The sequence below is a fragment of the Tatumella sp. JGM91 genome (genome assembly GCF_018257575.1).
GTDB classification, from domain to species: domain Bacteria; phylum Pseudomonadota; class Gammaproteobacteria; order Enterobacterales; family Enterobacteriaceae; genus Tatumella; species Tatumella punctata.
The window spans coordinates 23,297-39,680 of record NZ_JAERJP010000014.1; the positions used below are offsets into that span (position 1 = coordinate 23,297).

The window sequence follows — 16,384 nt, forward strand, 5'->3', positions numbered from 1 at the left end:
AAATAAAAACAAGAGCCGGGATTATTATTTAACGCTGTTTTCCGCAGAATAAATGTCTGCGAATAATCAGTCATCCTGAAAATAATTTCCGGCAGTATTTGTAAATCACTGACAGTTATGATTTCAGAGCTAAATACTGAATTATTAAGAAAGGCAGTTTTAAATAAACGCGATATTTTTATAACATCCTGATATCTTCCCGGCATAACTTGACAATTTTGCATCTGTTGCAGAACATTAATCTGTTTTCTTATTTACTCTTTTGCTCTCCTGAAGACTTCTGCTGAATATATCCGGCGGATGAAATTGCACGACTGTTATAAACCACTGCGATGTTATGGATTAACCTGAGGATGAGATATGAAACCGTCACTCCCTGCGAATACCCCTTCTATTGACCAGATATTTACTCTTAATGCCCAGCGTCCTGACCAGTGGCGTGCACTTATCACATTAACCCGTAAATGGATAGCCGGAGAAACAGATAAACAGCCACTGGAACAGGCATTCACTGCCCTCTCTGCCAGTGAATCTTTTCATGCGTACCCCGGGACATTATTACTTCATGCGATGGAAAAGGCATTAATTGCCGGGCGCAGTGATGAATTTCTGACATTAGCAGGCCGGATTTCTTTTTCCATTCTGGCAAAATACTATAAAAATGATCCGTCAGAATGGATGATCACTCCCGGTGAATCACCGGTAAATGAAATTCTGAATAATGACGCCGAACGTCCGGGCAGACCCTATTTTGAATTACTGATCGTGGCACCTCAGACACCTCATACACAACGTAATGTCACCTTATTACACAGCCAGCGCCGTAAAGAAGATGCTTTTATTTATGAACCGGTATTAGTCAGCAGCTATCAGGATGCATTTTGCGCCATCGCCACTAATACCAATATCTGCGCTGTGGCTATTTTTGAAGGATTCGGCTTTAAAAGCCGCTTCCCGACACCTCAGATAGATAACATGATGGCAGCACTGAATATTTCTGTGGATGAAGATAATCTGGCTTTACAACTGACAGAGCAGCTGGCCCTTCATCGTCCGGAGCTGGATATTTATCTGTTAACCGATCAGCATCCGCAGGATATTGCCAGTGATCCGCGGGCCAGCCATATCCGGCGGATCCTGTATGCTGTCGAAGAACCTACCGAATTGCACTTATCGATCCTCGAAGGGATCAACCAGAAATATGACACGCCATTTTTTAATAATCTGAAAAAGTACGCTTACCGGCCGATCAGTACCTTCCATGCCTTACCTATTGCCCGGGGTAAATCGATTTTTAAATCGGACTGGATCCGCGATATGGGCGAGTTTTATGGCCGTAACCTGTTCCTTGCCGAATCGTCGGCCACGACCGGCGGACTGGACAGCCTGCTCGAACCAACCGGTAATATTAAAATTGCCCAGCAAAAAGCGGCCCGCGCTTTTGGTGCCGATCACTGTTTCTTTGTCACCAACGGCACCAGTACTTCCAACAAAATGGTACTGATGGCAGTGGCACAGCCGGGAGATATTATTATCGTCGACCGGAATTGCCATAAATCACACCATTACGGTGCAGTGCTTGGCGGGCTGAAACCCTATTATGTCGAAGCTTATCCGCTAAAAGCCTATTCCATGTACGGCGCAGTGCCGCTGAAAACCATTAAGCAAGCCCTGCTAAACCTGAAAGCAGAAAATAAGCTGGACCGTGTCAGGGTGATTGATTTAACCAACTGTACTTTTGACGGCCATATTTATAATACCCGCCGCGTAATGGAAGAATGTCTGGCAATTAAACCGGACCTGGTCTTTCTGTGGGACGAAGCCTGGTTTGGTTTTGCACACTGGTCGCCGTTCCTGCGTCCAAGAACCGCTATGGGCGCTGCTGCAGAACTGGAAAAATGGCTGAAAGATCCTCAGTCTGCACAACGTTATGCCGAACAACAGCAGGCGCTGGGTGAGCACCCGACAGATGAACAGTTGCTGGCGACGCGGCTGATCCCCGATCCGTCTCAGGTACGGCTGCGTATCTATCAGACCAACTCCACCCATAAATCCATGTCAGCCATCCGGCAGGGCTCGATGGTACTGGTAAAAGATGTCGATTTTTATCTGATTGAACCGCAGTTACACGAAGCTGTCTTTGCCCACTCCACCACCAGTCCTAACCAGCAATTAATTGCTTCTATGGACGTGGCCCGTCGGCAGATGGAACTGGAAGGTTATGGCCTGGTCAGTAATGCGATCCAGACCGCACTGGATATTCGTCATCAGATCAATACCCATCCGCTGATCTCACGCTATTTCCACGTTCTGGGAGCCGATGAAATGATCCCCGCTGAATTCCGTGAAAGCGGATTCCGTGATTTTCTGACGCCCGATACCCACTGGAGCGACACCCTGCCGGCCCTCAGAGATGACGAGTTCTTCCTTGACCCGACCCGTATCACCCTGCTGTGTGGCCAGGCCGGTTTCGACGGTACTCAGTTTAAAAATATTCTTGCTAATCAATACGATATTCAACTGAATAAAACATCCCGTAATTCCGTGCTATTGCAGACTAACATCAATAACACCCGCAGTGATGTGGCACAGCTTATTCATGTTCTGCTGGAGATATCCCGCGATATTGACGACAAACTGGGCCATGCCGGTCCGGCGGGGCAGCAACAGTTTCAGCAGCGGGTACAAAGCCTGATGCAGGATGTACCTGACCTGCCAAATTTCAGTTATTTCGACCAGCAATTCCGTGACGACACTGACGGCAAAATCGCCGTGGAAGGTGATATCCGTACAGCCTTCTTCCGTAGCTGGGATCCGCGATCTTATGAATATATCCCTCTGCACAGTGAGGAGTGTGATCGTCGACTGAAAGAAGGGCCGCTGATGGTCTCCGCCAAAATGGTTATCCCTTACCCGCCGGGATTCCCGATTCTGGTGCCGGGTCAGGTGATCAACCAGGACGTCATTACCTTTATGCGGAAACTGGATGTCAAAGAAGTGCATGGCTATGAGGCCAGACTCGGTTTACAGATCCTGAAAACAACCGATTAAACGTGGATAACCCCCAGGGCAGAGTACGGAGATCACTATGGTTATTTGGATATGGCTGACGGCAACACTACGGGCGAATCCGGAGCTGGCAATATTTCTGACCCTTGCCATCGGCTACCGGGTCGGATCACTGAAATTTGGTGGCTTCAGTCTCGGTCCGGTCACCGGCACCTTACTGGCCGGAGTACTGATCGGCCAGCTGGGAATCGATATATCCCCACAGATAAAATCGATCTTTTTTATCCTGTTTTTGTTTGCGGTGGGTTTCGGTGTCGGACCACAGTTTGTCAGGGGACTGGCTAACGATGGCCTGCCACAGGCCGTGTTTGCGGTAGTGATTTCGTTACTCTGCCTGTTGGGGGTATATATTGCAGCCAGAGTCTCCGGCTACGGTCCCGGCCTGGCCGCAGGACTGCTGGCCGGCTCACAGACAATTTCAGCATCCATCGGGCTGGCAACGGATGCCATAAACCAGCTGGGCCTTCCCCCGCAACAAACCAAACAACAACTGGATTTAATTCCGGTCGCCTATGCGGTTTGTTATTTATTTGGCACCATCGGTACCGGCTGGATCATTGCGTTTGCTGGCCCAAAAATACTGCGTATTGACCTCGAAAAAGAGTGCAAACGTTATGAACAGCAGCTTTCAGCAGGCGCACCGGCAGACGGCATGATGTCAGCCTGGAATCAGTATGTGATACGGGCATTTAAAATCAATCAGCCCGGGCTTATCGAAGGAAAAACCGTGGCTGAAGCAGAAAAAAGCGCCGGCGAACGCCTGTTCCTTGAAAATCTGCGCCGCGACGGAAAAATTATCCCTTTTACCCCCGACACCCGTCTGCAGATTGGCGATATTATCGCTGTTTCCGGCAAGCATGAATCCCTGATTGAATGGTCGCAACGTGCCGAAGAGGTCAATGACGCCGAACTGCTGAATATCCCGGTTGAATCGGTGGATCTGTTTATTACCAACAAATGGATAAACGGTAAAACCCTGCTGGAAATTGCCCGGCACGATGACGTGCACGGGGTCTATCTCACCCGTATCCGCCGTGGTTCTGTCGGGGTGGACATTCCGGTACAGGCACAAACAGTCCTCAACCGCGGTGACATTGTGACCCTGGTCGGTACCAGGAAACATGTTGATGCCGCCAGTCAGCGTTTTGGGTACGCCGACCGGCCAAAAAGTGCCACCGATATGGTTCTGGTCGGGGCCGGTATTTTAATTGGCGGTCTGGTGGGGGCGATTGTCGTCCCTGTGGCGGGGATCCCGCTGACATTATCAACCTCCGGCGGTGCACTGATTGCCGGATTGGTGACCGGCTGGTTACGCACTTTTATCCCCAAACTGGGCAACGTCCCGGCGTCAACCCTGTGGTTTATGAATTCTGCCGGATTAAATATATTTATTGCGGTGGTCGGTATTACCGCCGGGCCAACCTTTATCGCTGGTCTGAAATATGTCGGTTTTACCATCTTCTTCTGGGGATTGTTTGCCACCGCAATGCCAATGCTGCTCGCCCCGTTAATCGGTAAATATATTTTCCGCTTTGATCCGGCAATTAACCTTGGCTGCTGTGGCGGCGCAAGAACCAGTACAGCCTCGGTAGCGATGGTTGCTGACGCGGCAAAAAGTAATGTGCCGATGCTCGGCTATACAGTCCCGTATGCGGTCAGTAATACTTTTCTGACGTTATGGGGACTGGTGATTATCCTGCTGATCGGTTAGTGCTCCTCTGTTTCCGTCCCGACAGATGTCTGACCTTTGTCATCCGTTGCCGGGACGGGCCTTGCGATTATTTTTCCTTCTGCCTGTCGTTACTTTGCCGCTGCCGGTGATCCCGGTCATGACTTCAGAATGTTCCGCATCATTAACATTTGGTTTCATTCTGAAATACAAGGTGATAGTTTGTTACCCCTTCAGGCCTGCCCGCCGTCCGGCAGACGCACTGAAGTGCTAATCGCTTAGTAAAAAAAATAATGACTATTTCACCTCAGGAGTTATTGCGTTCATGACAACATCACAAAAAAAATGGCTGCGTTCTGTCTTCAGACTTTCTTCTGTCTCAATGTTGCTGGCGATGAATATCGCGTATGCTCAGGAAAGTATCCCTCTGACTCAGGAACATCATAACGTGCAACCTCAGACACTGCTGGTCGGTAGCTGGACAGGCACCTCCGGCAACCCGCTGGCCGAAAAAATCTTTTATCCCAGTGAAGGTATTTACCGTTTACGCCTGAACCAGGACGGCACCCTGTTGCCACTGGATGTACTGAAAATGCAGAATCCTTCATGGATTGTTATCAGTCATGACCATCAATATGTGTATACGACCAATGAAAGTGATAACGGTGAAGTCAGTGCGATGAAAGTACTGGCCGACGGCAGACTTGAATTTATCAATGCCGTATCCACCCGGGGCCAGCACCCTACACACGCAACCCTGACCCCGGACGGCAAATTCCTGCTGGTGGCTAACTATGCGGCCAGCAAAAAAAATGCCGGATTCATTCTGTTCCCGATTCTGGCACAGGGAAAAATCGGTGAGCCGGTGCAGCATATTCCGTTTGAAAAAGGATCCGGGATAGTTAACGGGCGTCAGGACAGCGGACATGCTCATTCAGTCACCATCAGCCCGGACGGAAAAATGTTATTTGTCGCCGACCTGGGGGCCGATAAGGTACGGGCTTACCGCTACCAGCCCGGCAGCAAAACCCCGTTTGTGCCGGAAACTGCCGCCGATCTCAGCTTCCCTGCCGGCGCCGGGCCACGACATATGACCTTCTCTCCTGACGGAAAATTCGCCTATATCGTCACTGAAATGGCGGCGCAGGTACACGTCTACAGCGCAGAACATGATCGTCTGCAGAGTATCCAGACCGTCAGCCTGACCGACAGCACCTCCGCGCAGGACAAAGGCGGGGCCGGCATATTGTTCAGCCCCGACGGAAAGTTTTTATATATCGGCAACCGCCAGCAACGGAATGAAATCCTGGTGTTTAAAGCCGATCCGCACAATGGCAGGCTGACGGAAAAACAGGCATTTTCTGCCGGGGGGATTGAACCGCGGGCGTTCGCCTTTGACCGCAGCGGACAATATATGCTGGTGGCGAATGTCTATTCCAATAATATTGTCGAACTGTCGCGGAATACACAGGACGGTTCGCTGCACTCCACCGGGGTCACCGTACAGATCGGCTCACCCACCGATGTGAAATTTATGCCCTGATCATACACCGGCTGGCAGAAGCCAGCCGGTTATTCTGCCCCTTTACCCTGCCCCCCCCGCCATCTGCCGCTCCGCTCCGGTGAATAGCATCTTCCTGACGATTAATCTGCCCCCTGGCCCTCCGGATGTATGGAAACGGGCTACACTCTGAGATAAACATTAATAATATTTATTCAGTTATCCGGTTTAGCGCAGATCATAAGGTGCATTATGACATTACCCTCAGCATTATCTCCGCGGGTGCCACACCCGGCTCTCGCCTGTACCAGCCTGGCGATCAGTGACAGTGCCGGTAATCTTTATCATGGCCGGACCCTCGAACTGACAGAAGAATTACCCTGCCAGCTGACCTATTACCCGACAGGCACCGCTTTCCGCAAACTGGCTGTCGATGGCAGCCAGGCAATCAGCTACAGTAACCATTCCCCGCTGCTGGCTATCACTACCCCGATGTATTTTGATGGTGGTCAGCACAATATGCTCGAAGGCTTTAACGGAGCAGGCTTATCCTTCAGTGCCAATATGGTCCGGGAGGCCCGACTGGATCCGCTGGCAGCCGCCGATTACCCGGAATCAATACCGGTGACAGCCCTCGGTGAATGGGCCCTGAGCTTATTCAGTAACGTTGAACAAGTGACACAGGCGGTTAATCAGGGCTGTTTCTGGTCGCCGGTGCTCAAAGATCTCGGCGGGGCTGTATCGCCGTTCCATTTTGCGTTCTATGACAAACACGGCGGCAGTATTGTGGTGGAGGCAAAAGACGGCAAATTCCGGGTCTATAACAATCCGACCCGCGCCATGACCAACAGTCCGGAGTTTTCATGGCATCTGATGAACCTGAACAACTATACCCAGCTGACGAATAAAGATTGCTCCGTCGCTACCCTGGGGAATATCCGCGTTGTCCAGCCGGACAGTGGTATTGCAACCGCAGCCCTGCCGGCATCGGATACCTCAGTGGATCGTTTTATCCGTGCTGTCTTCTATACCAGCTATGCTCCGCAGGCAGACTCAGCGGCAGAAGCGGTCAATATTCTGGGACATATTATGAACCGGTTTGACCGTCTGAAAAATATTACCACCGATGATATGGGAGAATCCGGCCCGACTGGCACGCCACAGTCGGAATATACTCTCTGGACCAGCCTGTCAGATTTGAGCCGCGGGGAACTATATATCCGCAGTTATTCAGACCTCAACTATAACCGTTACTCGCTGGCCCAATACCAGCACGCTACCGCGCCGGTATTTGAACCCCTTAACCCCTGATATTTACGCTTTCGCGGGCTGGCCCTCTCAGCCCACGGCAGCTCAGTGAATAATGGCATTCAGCAGCAATACGCCTGCCAGCCCCATCAGCGAAATCAGTGTTTCCATCACCGTCCAGGTTTTCAGGGTTTCGGTAACACTGAGGTTAAAGTAGCCTTTGAATAGCCAGAAGCCGGGGTCATTCACATGGGAGGCAATCACACTGCCGGCCCCTACCGCCAGTACCATCAGTGCCGGATCCGTATTGGTGATAGCGATAATCGGCGCCACAATCCCTGCGGTGGTAATTGCCGCTACCGTTGCCGAGCCCAGAGCAATCCGCAGCATGGCGGCTACCGTCCAGCACATCAGCAACGGTGACAACGCTGAACCTTTCATCATTCCGGCAATATACTCACCGACACCACTATCCACCAGCACCTGTTTGAAAGCCCCGCCGCCGGCAATAATAAAAACAATCATCGCAATAGAGGCTATCGACGAGCCGCACATCTCCATCACCTCTTCGATTTTACGCCCATTACGCAGCCCGAGGGTAAAGACCGCCAGTACCACAGAAATAAACAGGGCGACCGCCGGGTTACCGATAAACTCAAAAAACTGCCGCAGAGGATTGCCTTCAGGGGTAGTCAGCTCAAATAGCGCAGCAATCGCCATCAGGATCACTGGGATCACCGCCGCAAAAATACTGGTCCGGAAACCCGGCATTTCATGGTCGGCAAAAATTTTCGGGTTATACAGCCCTTCCGGCGGCGACTTCTCGAAGTTACGCAGGAACCGGGAAAATACTGGCCCGGCGACAATCACTGCCGGAATCGTAATAATCATCCCGTACAACAAGGTCGTACCGAGGTTCGCCCCGAAAATGGTGGCTATCGCTGTCGGGCCCGGGTGCGGCGGCAGAAAGCAATGGGTCACAGACAGGGCCGCCACCATCGGCACCCCGACATAGAGTAATGGCATACCTGTGGCAGCCACCACGGTAAACACTAATGGCAACAACAGGACAAAGCCTATTTCATAGAACATCGCCAGACCGACAATCAGTCCGGTCACCATTAACGCCCACTGGACCCGCTGCTGACCGAACGCAGCAATCAGGGTCGTCGCCACCCGCTGGGCGGCACCCGTATCGGATACCAGCTTACCTAGCATGGCACCAAAACCGAGGATCATTGCCAGGCTGCCCAGCGTCCCGCCAACGCCTTTCTGGATCGATGTCACCACCTGCAGCGGCGTCATGCCTTCGGCAATCCCCACCACCGCAGAAACAAAAATCAGCGCCAGAAAGCCATTGGCTTTGAAGACAATCATCAGCACAAGCAGCAATATCACCCCGAGGACTATTATTGTAATCGGCATATCTCAGTTCCCATAAAAGGTACAGATAAAATAACTATAGGTAAGGCCGCAGATTTCTCCGGGCCCCGCAGGGGACGCGGCCGGGCAACTCCCCGTCCCGCGAACCGTCTCCGGCATCAGAACGTCAGCTGTACTTTGGCGGCTTGTTGCTTATCACCCGCAAAAATCAGGGCAGCCTCAATCGCGCTATAGTGATATTCTCCGCTGAATAGTGGCCGCGGATCGACAGTGCCGTTCTCCAGCCACTTAACCGCCAGAGCGAATTCGCTGGTAAAACGGAACGACCCCGTCAGTCTGATCTCTTTTGCTATCAGCGTCATCAGCGGGAAGCCCGGGATATCGTCTCCCATTCCCACCTGAACCAGCGTACCTCTCGCCCGGGTGACATCCAGACAGCGGATTAAAGACGCCGGGTGGCCAGAAGCTTCAAAAGACACATCGAAATAACCTTTCTCCGCCAGATAAGGCGAAAAATCGCCGTCTGCCGCATTAAGCGTCAGGGTTGCGCCCATCTGTTGTGCCATCGCCAGAGAACGCGGGCTGATGTCCGTACACACCACTTCAGTGGCTCCGCGGGCTTTTGCTGCCGCCGCAATCAGACAGCCTATCGGTCCGACCCCGGAGATAAACACCTTTTTCCCCTGTAACTCACCGGCCTGATAAGTCGCATGAAGACAGACCGCCAGTGGTTCGGCGAACACCATCACTTTCTCATCTGCCTGATGATCAAAAGGAATACATTGGGCCCTGTCGACAATAATGTACTGGCTGAAACCACCGTCAACATGAGGAAAATACATCGCACTACCAAAGAAACGCATACCGGTACACTGGTTTTCCTGCTGCGCTGCACAGTATTTGCAATGGCCGCATGCCTTTGCCGGGTTAATCGCCACTTTCTGATGTTCCGCTAACCCGGGGTTATCACTTTTCACCACATACCCTGTAACTTCATGGCCCGGGATCATCGGCATTTTCACCATAAAATTACCGACCCGGCCATGCTGGTAATAGTGCAAATCGGAACCACAAATCCCGCCACGGGTAATACGTACCAGGGTGCCGGTTCCCTGATAATTGAGCTGCTGGCTGATAACACCGACCTGATGCCTGCCGCGAATAACACAGCTGTCTGTTGTGATGTTCATGGAAATCCTCGCAAAATTCCTCCGTTCAGCCGCGTATAAGAGCGCTATTTACCGGTGAATACTGTGATGAATATCGATTTAACCAGTGTTAATAAAACGATGTTACGCATAACGTGAACTATGCTGTCGTTTTACGCGGGCAAGGCCGGAGAAAAACGAGGTCAGTACACGGCCTGTAACCGTGCACTGCAACAGGAAAACACAGGCATTACCGGGGGAAGGTGCGGTCGCTGGCAGAAATGAGCGGGGAAATATTCAGCTCCGCGGTTCAGCCGGTGACGGGGGAATAGTTAAACGTAATTTGAGAGTTATACTCTCTTGGCAAACGTCTGGCTTCTAAATAGACCGATTTCCAGTAAGGATTATTCAGTGACGAACGGACAACCCCGCGGCTGACGGAAGCATGGAGGAATTGCCGGTCTGTATCATAAAATCCGACATGTAATTCATTCTTTATCCGGAAAAACACTAAATCCCCGGGCAGCAAATCTGCCTGCTTAACCGGCTGCCCCATACTGATTAATTGTCTGGTGGTTACCCGTTCCATCGGAATATTAAAACGATCTTTCAGAGTCCGCCAGACAAAGCCAGAGCAATCAACACCGGTTAATTTCGTTCCGCCCCACTGATATCTGGTCCCCTGCCAGGCATCCATCTGGTCATGTAACGCCGCCAGTACCGGAATTAAATCCGGCTGTTCCGCCCCCCGGGTATCAGCAGTCGCGGCATGCTTCGGTCCGGACGAGCAACCGGCAAGGGTGGCAAACAACAGGCAGGTGATAATCTTACGGGCAGGAATCTGGCTCATCGGCAGCGTTTCTCACAGGCAGCAGAGGGATAAATTTTTATACCGTAAATAACTGTCAAAAATGAACAGAAAATTGAATAATTCTTAATATGCCGTGATTATTTACATTAGTTTACGTAACTGCGGTAAGTGTCAAGGTAGTTGTCACCCCCTCTGAAAAATCAATCTGAGGACATGGAGTGACACATGAAACGTATTTCACCGGAGCGTAAGGCTGCAACACTGGCAAAACTGTTACCGCCTTACAATATGACTGTGGCAGCCGTTGCACAGATGGAAGGAATATCCGAAGCTACCCTGTATAACTGGCGTAATCAGGCTAAATCAGAGGGGAAACCGGTGCCCGGTGCAGAGAAAACAACAGACCAATGGTCAGCAGAAGCACGCTTTGCCGTGATAGTCGAAACCGCCACACTTTCTGAGGCTGAAGTGGCAGAATACTGCCGTAAAAAAGGCCTGTATCCGGAACAGCTGGTTCAGTGGCGGCAGGGATTTTTACAGACGGAGAATCCCGGTGATAAAGCGGCACTGAAACAGAGCCTGAAAGAAAATAAGCAGCTGAAGAAAGAACTGCTCCGCAAAGAAAAAGCCCTGGCGGAGGCGGCAGCCATACTGGTACTGCGAAAAAAGCTCACGGATTACTACGGGGAAACAGACGCGGACGACTGACCCCTGAGAGCGAACGACAGCAGTTTATTCTGTGGATAAATGAAGCTGTCGGCTCAGGTGCCCGGCTTGTTATTGCCTGCCGGGAAGTACAGCTGAGTCTGCGCACCTGGCGTCGCTGGCAGAAAACACCACGTGACGGCAGACCTGAAGCCCTCAGGCCGGTACCGTTTAACCGGTTATCTTCTGAGGAAGAAGATAACCGGTGAACAGGCTGCTGGCGGCATCCGCTGGTACTGCATGCAGATAACGGCGCAGCGATGAAATCACAGACGCTGCAGATGAAACTGCACGAACTGAATATCACGCCGTCTCACAGCCGTCCGCGGGTCAGTAACGATAATGCGTATGCAGAGTCACTGTTCCGGACGCTGAAGTATGTGCCGCAGTGGCCGTCATCGGGGTTCAGAACACTGTCGGATGCCCGTCAGTGGGTGGAAAAATTTACCCGGTGGTATAACGAAACACACCGTCACAGCGGAATACGCTATGTGACGCCGTCAGAGCGACATCGCGGAGCAGATCATGTGCTTCTTAAACAGCGTGATGAACTGTACCGGAGCGCGAGACAAGCTCATCCTGAACGGTGGTCAGGTAAAACAAGAAACTGGCAGCCGGAAGGTCCGGTAACGTTGAACCCGGAACGGGAAAACAGGCGGCTTAAATTAACCGGGGGTGACAACTACCTTGACACTTACCGCCTCCGTTAAACACGGGGATTGCCCGGCTATTACTGCACTGGTTAGCGAGCAAAAAAAAGACTCAGATAATTTATTATCTGAGTCTTTGTTTTATCTGGTGGCCCCTGCTGGGTTTGAACCAGCGACCAAGCGATTATGAGTCGCCTGCTCTGACCACTGAGCTAAGGGGCCTTTAAGTGGCGTGGATTATAAGGTATCTGTGGCTGCTTATCCAGCACCTCTGGTTTAGTTGCTGTTTTTTACAGCAATTATTTACCGGCAGAGGGTATGCAGGACAGCAGCAGGCCCTGTCCGGACTGGCTGCAATACCCGGTAGCAGTAATTAATTTCCCTCTGCGGACGGTATTTTTTAAAATCAGTCACCTGTAGTGATAATTACGCCCGCAGGCGATTACTTATTTCGGAGACAACGATGAAGTTCCCGCGCAGTATCCATTCCGTCATCGAAAAAGGCGGATTGGTGATCATTCTGCTTTCAACCATTTTTGCCGGACTCAGCCATGTGGTGACCATGGTGATCAACCGGCACATCACAGTCAGCGATATCCTGTTGCTGTTTATGTATCTCGAATTTATCTCAATGACCGAAACCTACTGGAAAATGGGTCAGTTACCGGTACGTATGCCGCTGTATATCGCGATGGTCGGTATCGCCCGTCATCTGATGACCGAGCCCAGCGATATTAAACCTCAGGAAATTGTCTGGTATGCACTGGCTATCGTATTGCTGGGTGTCGCGGTGTTAATTGTCCGCTACGGCCATATTAAATTCCCCTACCGTAAACACGAAGACGAAGAAACCTGATCTCCCGCCGCCTGCCAGGTCTCCGGCAGGCGGTTATTGACCGGCCCTCCCCGCAGAAATGTTTTCTTCTGCCCGTATCGTTTGTGCTTCCTGCCCGGACATGCGCATAATCTTCAGCGTTATCTTCTGTTGTCAGTACAGCCGCCAGAACAACAGATTACCGGTGAGGGAATGACAGAATGACGGAAACCAGACGCGAACAACGTATACAGCTCCTGTTGCAGGAAATTAAGCGGGAACAACGGATCCACCTGAGCCGGGCCGCCGCATTACTGGGAGTGTCGGGAATGACCATCCGGCGTGACCTTAGCCATTACCCGCAGCAATTGTTATTGCTGGGTGGCTATATTGTCAGTACCACCCGCCAGCAAACGGCTCACTACTTTATTTCTGATCAGCAAACCCAGCATACTGCGCAAAAAAAACAGCTCGCCCGGCTGGCGGCTGCTCTGATCAGTCCGCAGGACACAGTATTTTTTGACTGCGGAACCACAACGCCACGTATTATTGCCGCCATTGATAATAGCCTGCCCTTTACCGCACTGACGGCATCGATGAATACTTTCCTGGCATTACAGGAAAAAACGGCCTGCCGGGTGATCCTCAGCGGAGGTGAATTTCATCCTGATAATGCGATTTTTACGCCAGTCGGTGCACACCCGCAGCTGGAAGAGGTATGCCCGGCGCTGGCTTTTATTTCGGCGGCGGGTCTGGATGAGCGGCAGGGGGTCACCTGTTACAACCTTAATGAATTACCGATGAAACATCGCGCGCTGCAGCGGGCAGGACATAAAGTACTGGTGCTGGACAGCAGTAAATTCGGCAAAGTATTACCGGCACGGATCGCCGATATTACCGCCTTTGATACCCTAATCACCGATCAGCCACTGCCATCGGGCCTGGCACAGCAACTGACTGCCGCTACGGTACGGGTTATAACACCCTGTTCAGACACGGATAACAACCGATAACCTGCCGCAGGGATGAATATTATACAGCAGTAATAGCGTCCCCGCCGCGAGTTATCTATGATGGCCCGGACACCCTTATCAGAGGATACTGTGATGAAAGTTGCACTCGGGCAGTTTGCCGTCAGCCGCGAATGGCAGGAAAATGCCGCTACTTGTCAGCAAATGATGCAACAGGCAGCTGATGGCGGAGCCGATCTGCTGGTGCTTCCGGAAGCCATTCTGGCCAGAGACAATATCCAGCCAGGTTATGTGATTGATGCCGCCCAGCCGGAAGAGGGGCCTTTTCTCAGTACGCTGCTGGCGGCCAGCCGCGGGTTATCTGTGACCACCATTTTTACCCAGCATATTCCTGCCGCCGATCAGCGGGCAGTGAACACGCTGTTTGCCATCCGTCAGGGTGAGATTATCGCCCGTTATCAGAAACTGCATCTGTATGATGCCTTTGCAGTACAGGAGTCAGCCCGGGTCGATGCGGGTCATCAGGTTCCTCCCCTGATTACGGTGGCAGGGTTACAGGTCGGGCTGATGATCTGTTATGACATCCGTTTTCCGGAACTGGCCAGACGGCTGGCTGCAGAAGGGGCCGATGTACTGGTTCTGCCCTCAGCCTGGCTGCGTGGCCCGCTAAAAGAAAGGCACTGGGAGTTACTGACCTGTGCCCGTGCGCTGGAAAATACCTGCTATATGGTTGCGGTGGGGGAATGTGGCCCGAAAAATACCGGCAACAGTCTGGTCGCTGACCCGCTGGGTGTCATTATCGCCAGTGCCGGTGAAGCGGCGGGATTACTGTTTGCTGACGTTGATCCGCAGCGGATCCGTTATGCACGGCAAATCGTCCCGGTACTGGAAAATCGCCGTTTTGCCACCCCACAGCTCAGGGACAACTGAGGCCGCTCAGAAAGATTATCACTGCCTTCACCCGTTCACCACCGCGCGGGTTTATATGCAGAGAATGCAGACCGGACACTTTTCTGCAGGCATACCGCCTGCGAAATCACCTCTGCTGATAACACAGCCCTGCCCGCCGGTCACTGTTCCCCGCGACAAAATATGCCGGGGTACCGTTGCGTCAGCACATAAATGCCGCAGGATATCGCGGTGCGGGCGCATTTGCTGGCCATTTCCGGCCAGCCCATTCTGAACGATGGCGGTATCCTTTACCGTTAACCTGCCCTTCTTCTGCGACGGTAAATCACAGCCACTGTGTTCAACTGACGGTGATTTATTTTCTTTCAGAGTGCCAGTCTCCGACGGTTAGGTCTTTTTTTTACTATCCATAACAAAAGGGTATTAACCGACAGCAAAAGCAGGCTTTACAAGCTGTTCTGCAATTTTTATAGTCAAAATGTATAAAAATCATAAATAACTATAAATTATTTCCCTTGGATACAGGACAGACAGGCGTGAAAACTGCAATTGTAATCCACGGCGGGGCCGGGACTATTACCCGTAGTGCCCTGAGCCCTGAAAAAGAACAGCAATACCGCCAGGCACTACAGGAAATTATTACCGCAGGTCAGGATATTTTAACCGCCGGTGGTAGCGCCACAGACGCCGTCACTGAAGCGGTACGTCTGCTGGAAGAATGTCCGTTATTTAATGCCGGTAAAGGTTCAGTCTTTACCCATCAGGGGACCCATGAACTGGATGCCTGCCTGATGGATGGCCGCACCCGTCAGGCCGGTGCCGTTGCGGCGGTCAGCAGGGTACGTAATCCGGTGCTGGCGGCCAAAGCCGTGCTGGAACACAGTCCCCACGTCTTGCTGGCGGGTCCGGGAGCGGATGATTTCGCCGCCGCACAAGGTCTGGAGATGGTCAGCAAAGATTTTTATTCTACCGCTGAACGTTTCGCACAGCTGCAACAGGCCCTGCAGAGTGACGGTATTCTGCTGGACCATGATGCGGCTGCCCTGCAGGGCGGTGATCCTATCGATCCGAAAAGTAAATTCGGCACTGTGGGTGCTGTGGCACTGGATGCCGCTGGCAACCTGGCCTCAGCCACGTCTACCGGGGGGCTGACCAATAAACGGGCCGGCCGTATCGGTGATACTCCGCTGCCGGGCGCGGGCTGCTATGCCGATCAGCAGGTCGCCGTCTCCTGCACCGGCACCGGCGAGGTCTTTATACTGGCCCAGGCCGGTTACGATATTTCGGCACAGATCAGGTATGCCGGACGCTCTCTGGACAGTGCCTGTGAGCATCTGATGCGGACCATTGGCCAACTTGACGGCGAAGGCGGTCTGATCGCTGTCGATGCCAGTGGTCATATCGCACTGCCTTTTAACAGCGAAGGAATGTACCGCGCCTCTGCTCAGGGCGAAAACCCGCCGCAGGTTGCTATCTACCGCCAGCTATCAGACATCTGAGGAACGG

11 protein-coding genes, 1 tRNA gene and 1 pseudogene are annotated in these 16,384 nt (G+C 52.1%); 9 read left to right on the forward strand and 4 right to left on the reverse strand.

Annotated elements, in window-relative coordinates:
• The first annotated feature begins 360 nt into the window (after positions 1-360).
• The 4 genes from JK198_RS10835 to JK198_RS10850 all read left to right on the forward strand — a co-directional run bounded on the left by JK198_RS10835 (position 361) and on the right by JK198_RS10850 (position 7,550).
• Positions 361-3,051: a beta-eliminating lyase-related protein gene (locus JK198_RS10835; protein WP_212710951.1), complete on the forward strand. Its 2,691-nt coding sequence runs from the start codon at positions 361-363 to the stop codon at positions 3,049-3,051.
• Between the two features lie 37 nt (positions 3,052-3,088).
• Positions 3,089-4,780, forward strand: coding sequence for an aspartate-alanine antiporter (gene aspT, locus JK198_RS10840; protein ID WP_212708576.1), 1,692 nt, complete (start codon positions 3,089-3,091; stop codon positions 4,778-4,780).
• A 283-nt stretch (positions 4,781-5,063) separates the two neighbouring features.
• Complete coding sequence (locus JK198_RS10845; protein ID WP_212708577.1) at positions 5,064-6,281, forward strand: lactonase family protein; 1,218 nt, start codon at positions 5,064-5,066, stop codon at positions 6,279-6,281.
• A gap of 210 nt (positions 6,282-6,491) precedes the next feature.
• The gene (locus tag JK198_RS10850; RefSeq protein ID WP_212708578.1) at positions 6,492-7,550 is read left to right on the forward strand and encodes a linear amide C-N hydrolase; all 1,059 of its coding nucleotides are present in this window, start codon (positions 6,492-6,494) and stop codon (positions 7,548-7,550) included.
• A gap of 42 nt (positions 7,551-7,592) precedes the next feature.
• On the opposite strand, the gene JK198_RS10855 is transcribed toward JK198_RS10850, so the two are convergent.
• From JK198_RS10855 to JK198_RS10865, 3 genes are all read right to left on the reverse strand, one after another.
• On the reverse strand, positions 7,593-8,912 hold the full coding sequence (locus tag JK198_RS10855; RefSeq protein WP_212708579.1) for a gluconate:H+ symporter: 1,320 nt from the start codon (positions 8,910-8,912) through the stop codon (positions 7,593-7,595).
• A gap of 116 nt (positions 8,913-9,028) precedes the next feature.
• On the reverse strand, positions 9,029-10,060 hold the full coding sequence (idnD, locus tag JK198_RS10860; protein ID WP_212710952.1) for an L-idonate 5-dehydrogenase: 1,032 nt from the start codon (positions 10,058-10,060) through the stop codon (positions 9,029-9,031).
• 268 nt (positions 10,061-10,328) lie between these two features.
• A complete protein-coding gene (locus tag JK198_RS10865; protein WP_212708581.1) occupies positions 10,329-10,868 on the reverse strand; it encodes an NlpC/P60 family protein in 540 nt (179 codons plus the stop codon).
• A 186-nt stretch (positions 10,869-11,054) separates the two neighbouring features.
• Between JK198_RS10865 and JK198_RS10870 the strand changes: the two are divergent.
• Positions 11,055-12,244, forward strand: a pseudogene (locus JK198_RS10870) (transposase).
• A gap of 86 nt (positions 12,245-12,330) precedes the next feature.
• Here the strand turns inward: JK198_RS10870 and JK198_RS10875 are convergent.
• A tRNA-Ile gene (locus tag JK198_RS10875) sits at positions 12,331-12,406 on the reverse strand.
• A gap of 241 nt (positions 12,407-12,647) precedes the next feature.
• On the opposite strand from JK198_RS10875, the gene JK198_RS10880 reads away from it, so the two are divergent.
• From JK198_RS10880 to JK198_RS10895, 4 genes are all read left to right on the forward strand, one after another.
• On the forward strand, positions 12,648-13,040 hold the full coding sequence (locus JK198_RS10880) for a phosphate-starvation-inducible PsiE family protein (protein WP_212710676.1): 393 nt from the start codon (positions 12,648-12,650) through the stop codon (positions 13,038-13,040).
• A gap of 179 nt (positions 13,041-13,219) precedes the next feature.
• A complete protein-coding gene (deoR, locus tag JK198_RS10885) occupies positions 13,220-14,011 on the forward strand; it encodes a DNA-binding transcriptional repressor DeoR (protein WP_212708591.1) in 792 nt (263 codons plus the stop codon).
• 93 nt (positions 14,012-14,104) lie between these two features.
• Positions 14,105-14,899, forward strand: a complete 795-nt coding sequence (locus JK198_RS10890; RefSeq protein ID WP_212708592.1) for a deaminated glutathione amidase — start codon at positions 14,105-14,107, stop codon at positions 14,897-14,899.
• Positions 14,900-15,414: 515 nt separating this feature from the next.
• Positions 15,415-16,377, forward strand: coding sequence for an isoaspartyl peptidase/L-asparaginase (locus JK198_RS10895; RefSeq protein ID WP_212710675.1), 963 nt, complete (start codon positions 15,415-15,417; stop codon positions 16,375-16,377).
• Positions 16,378-16,384: the final 7 nt, after the last annotated feature.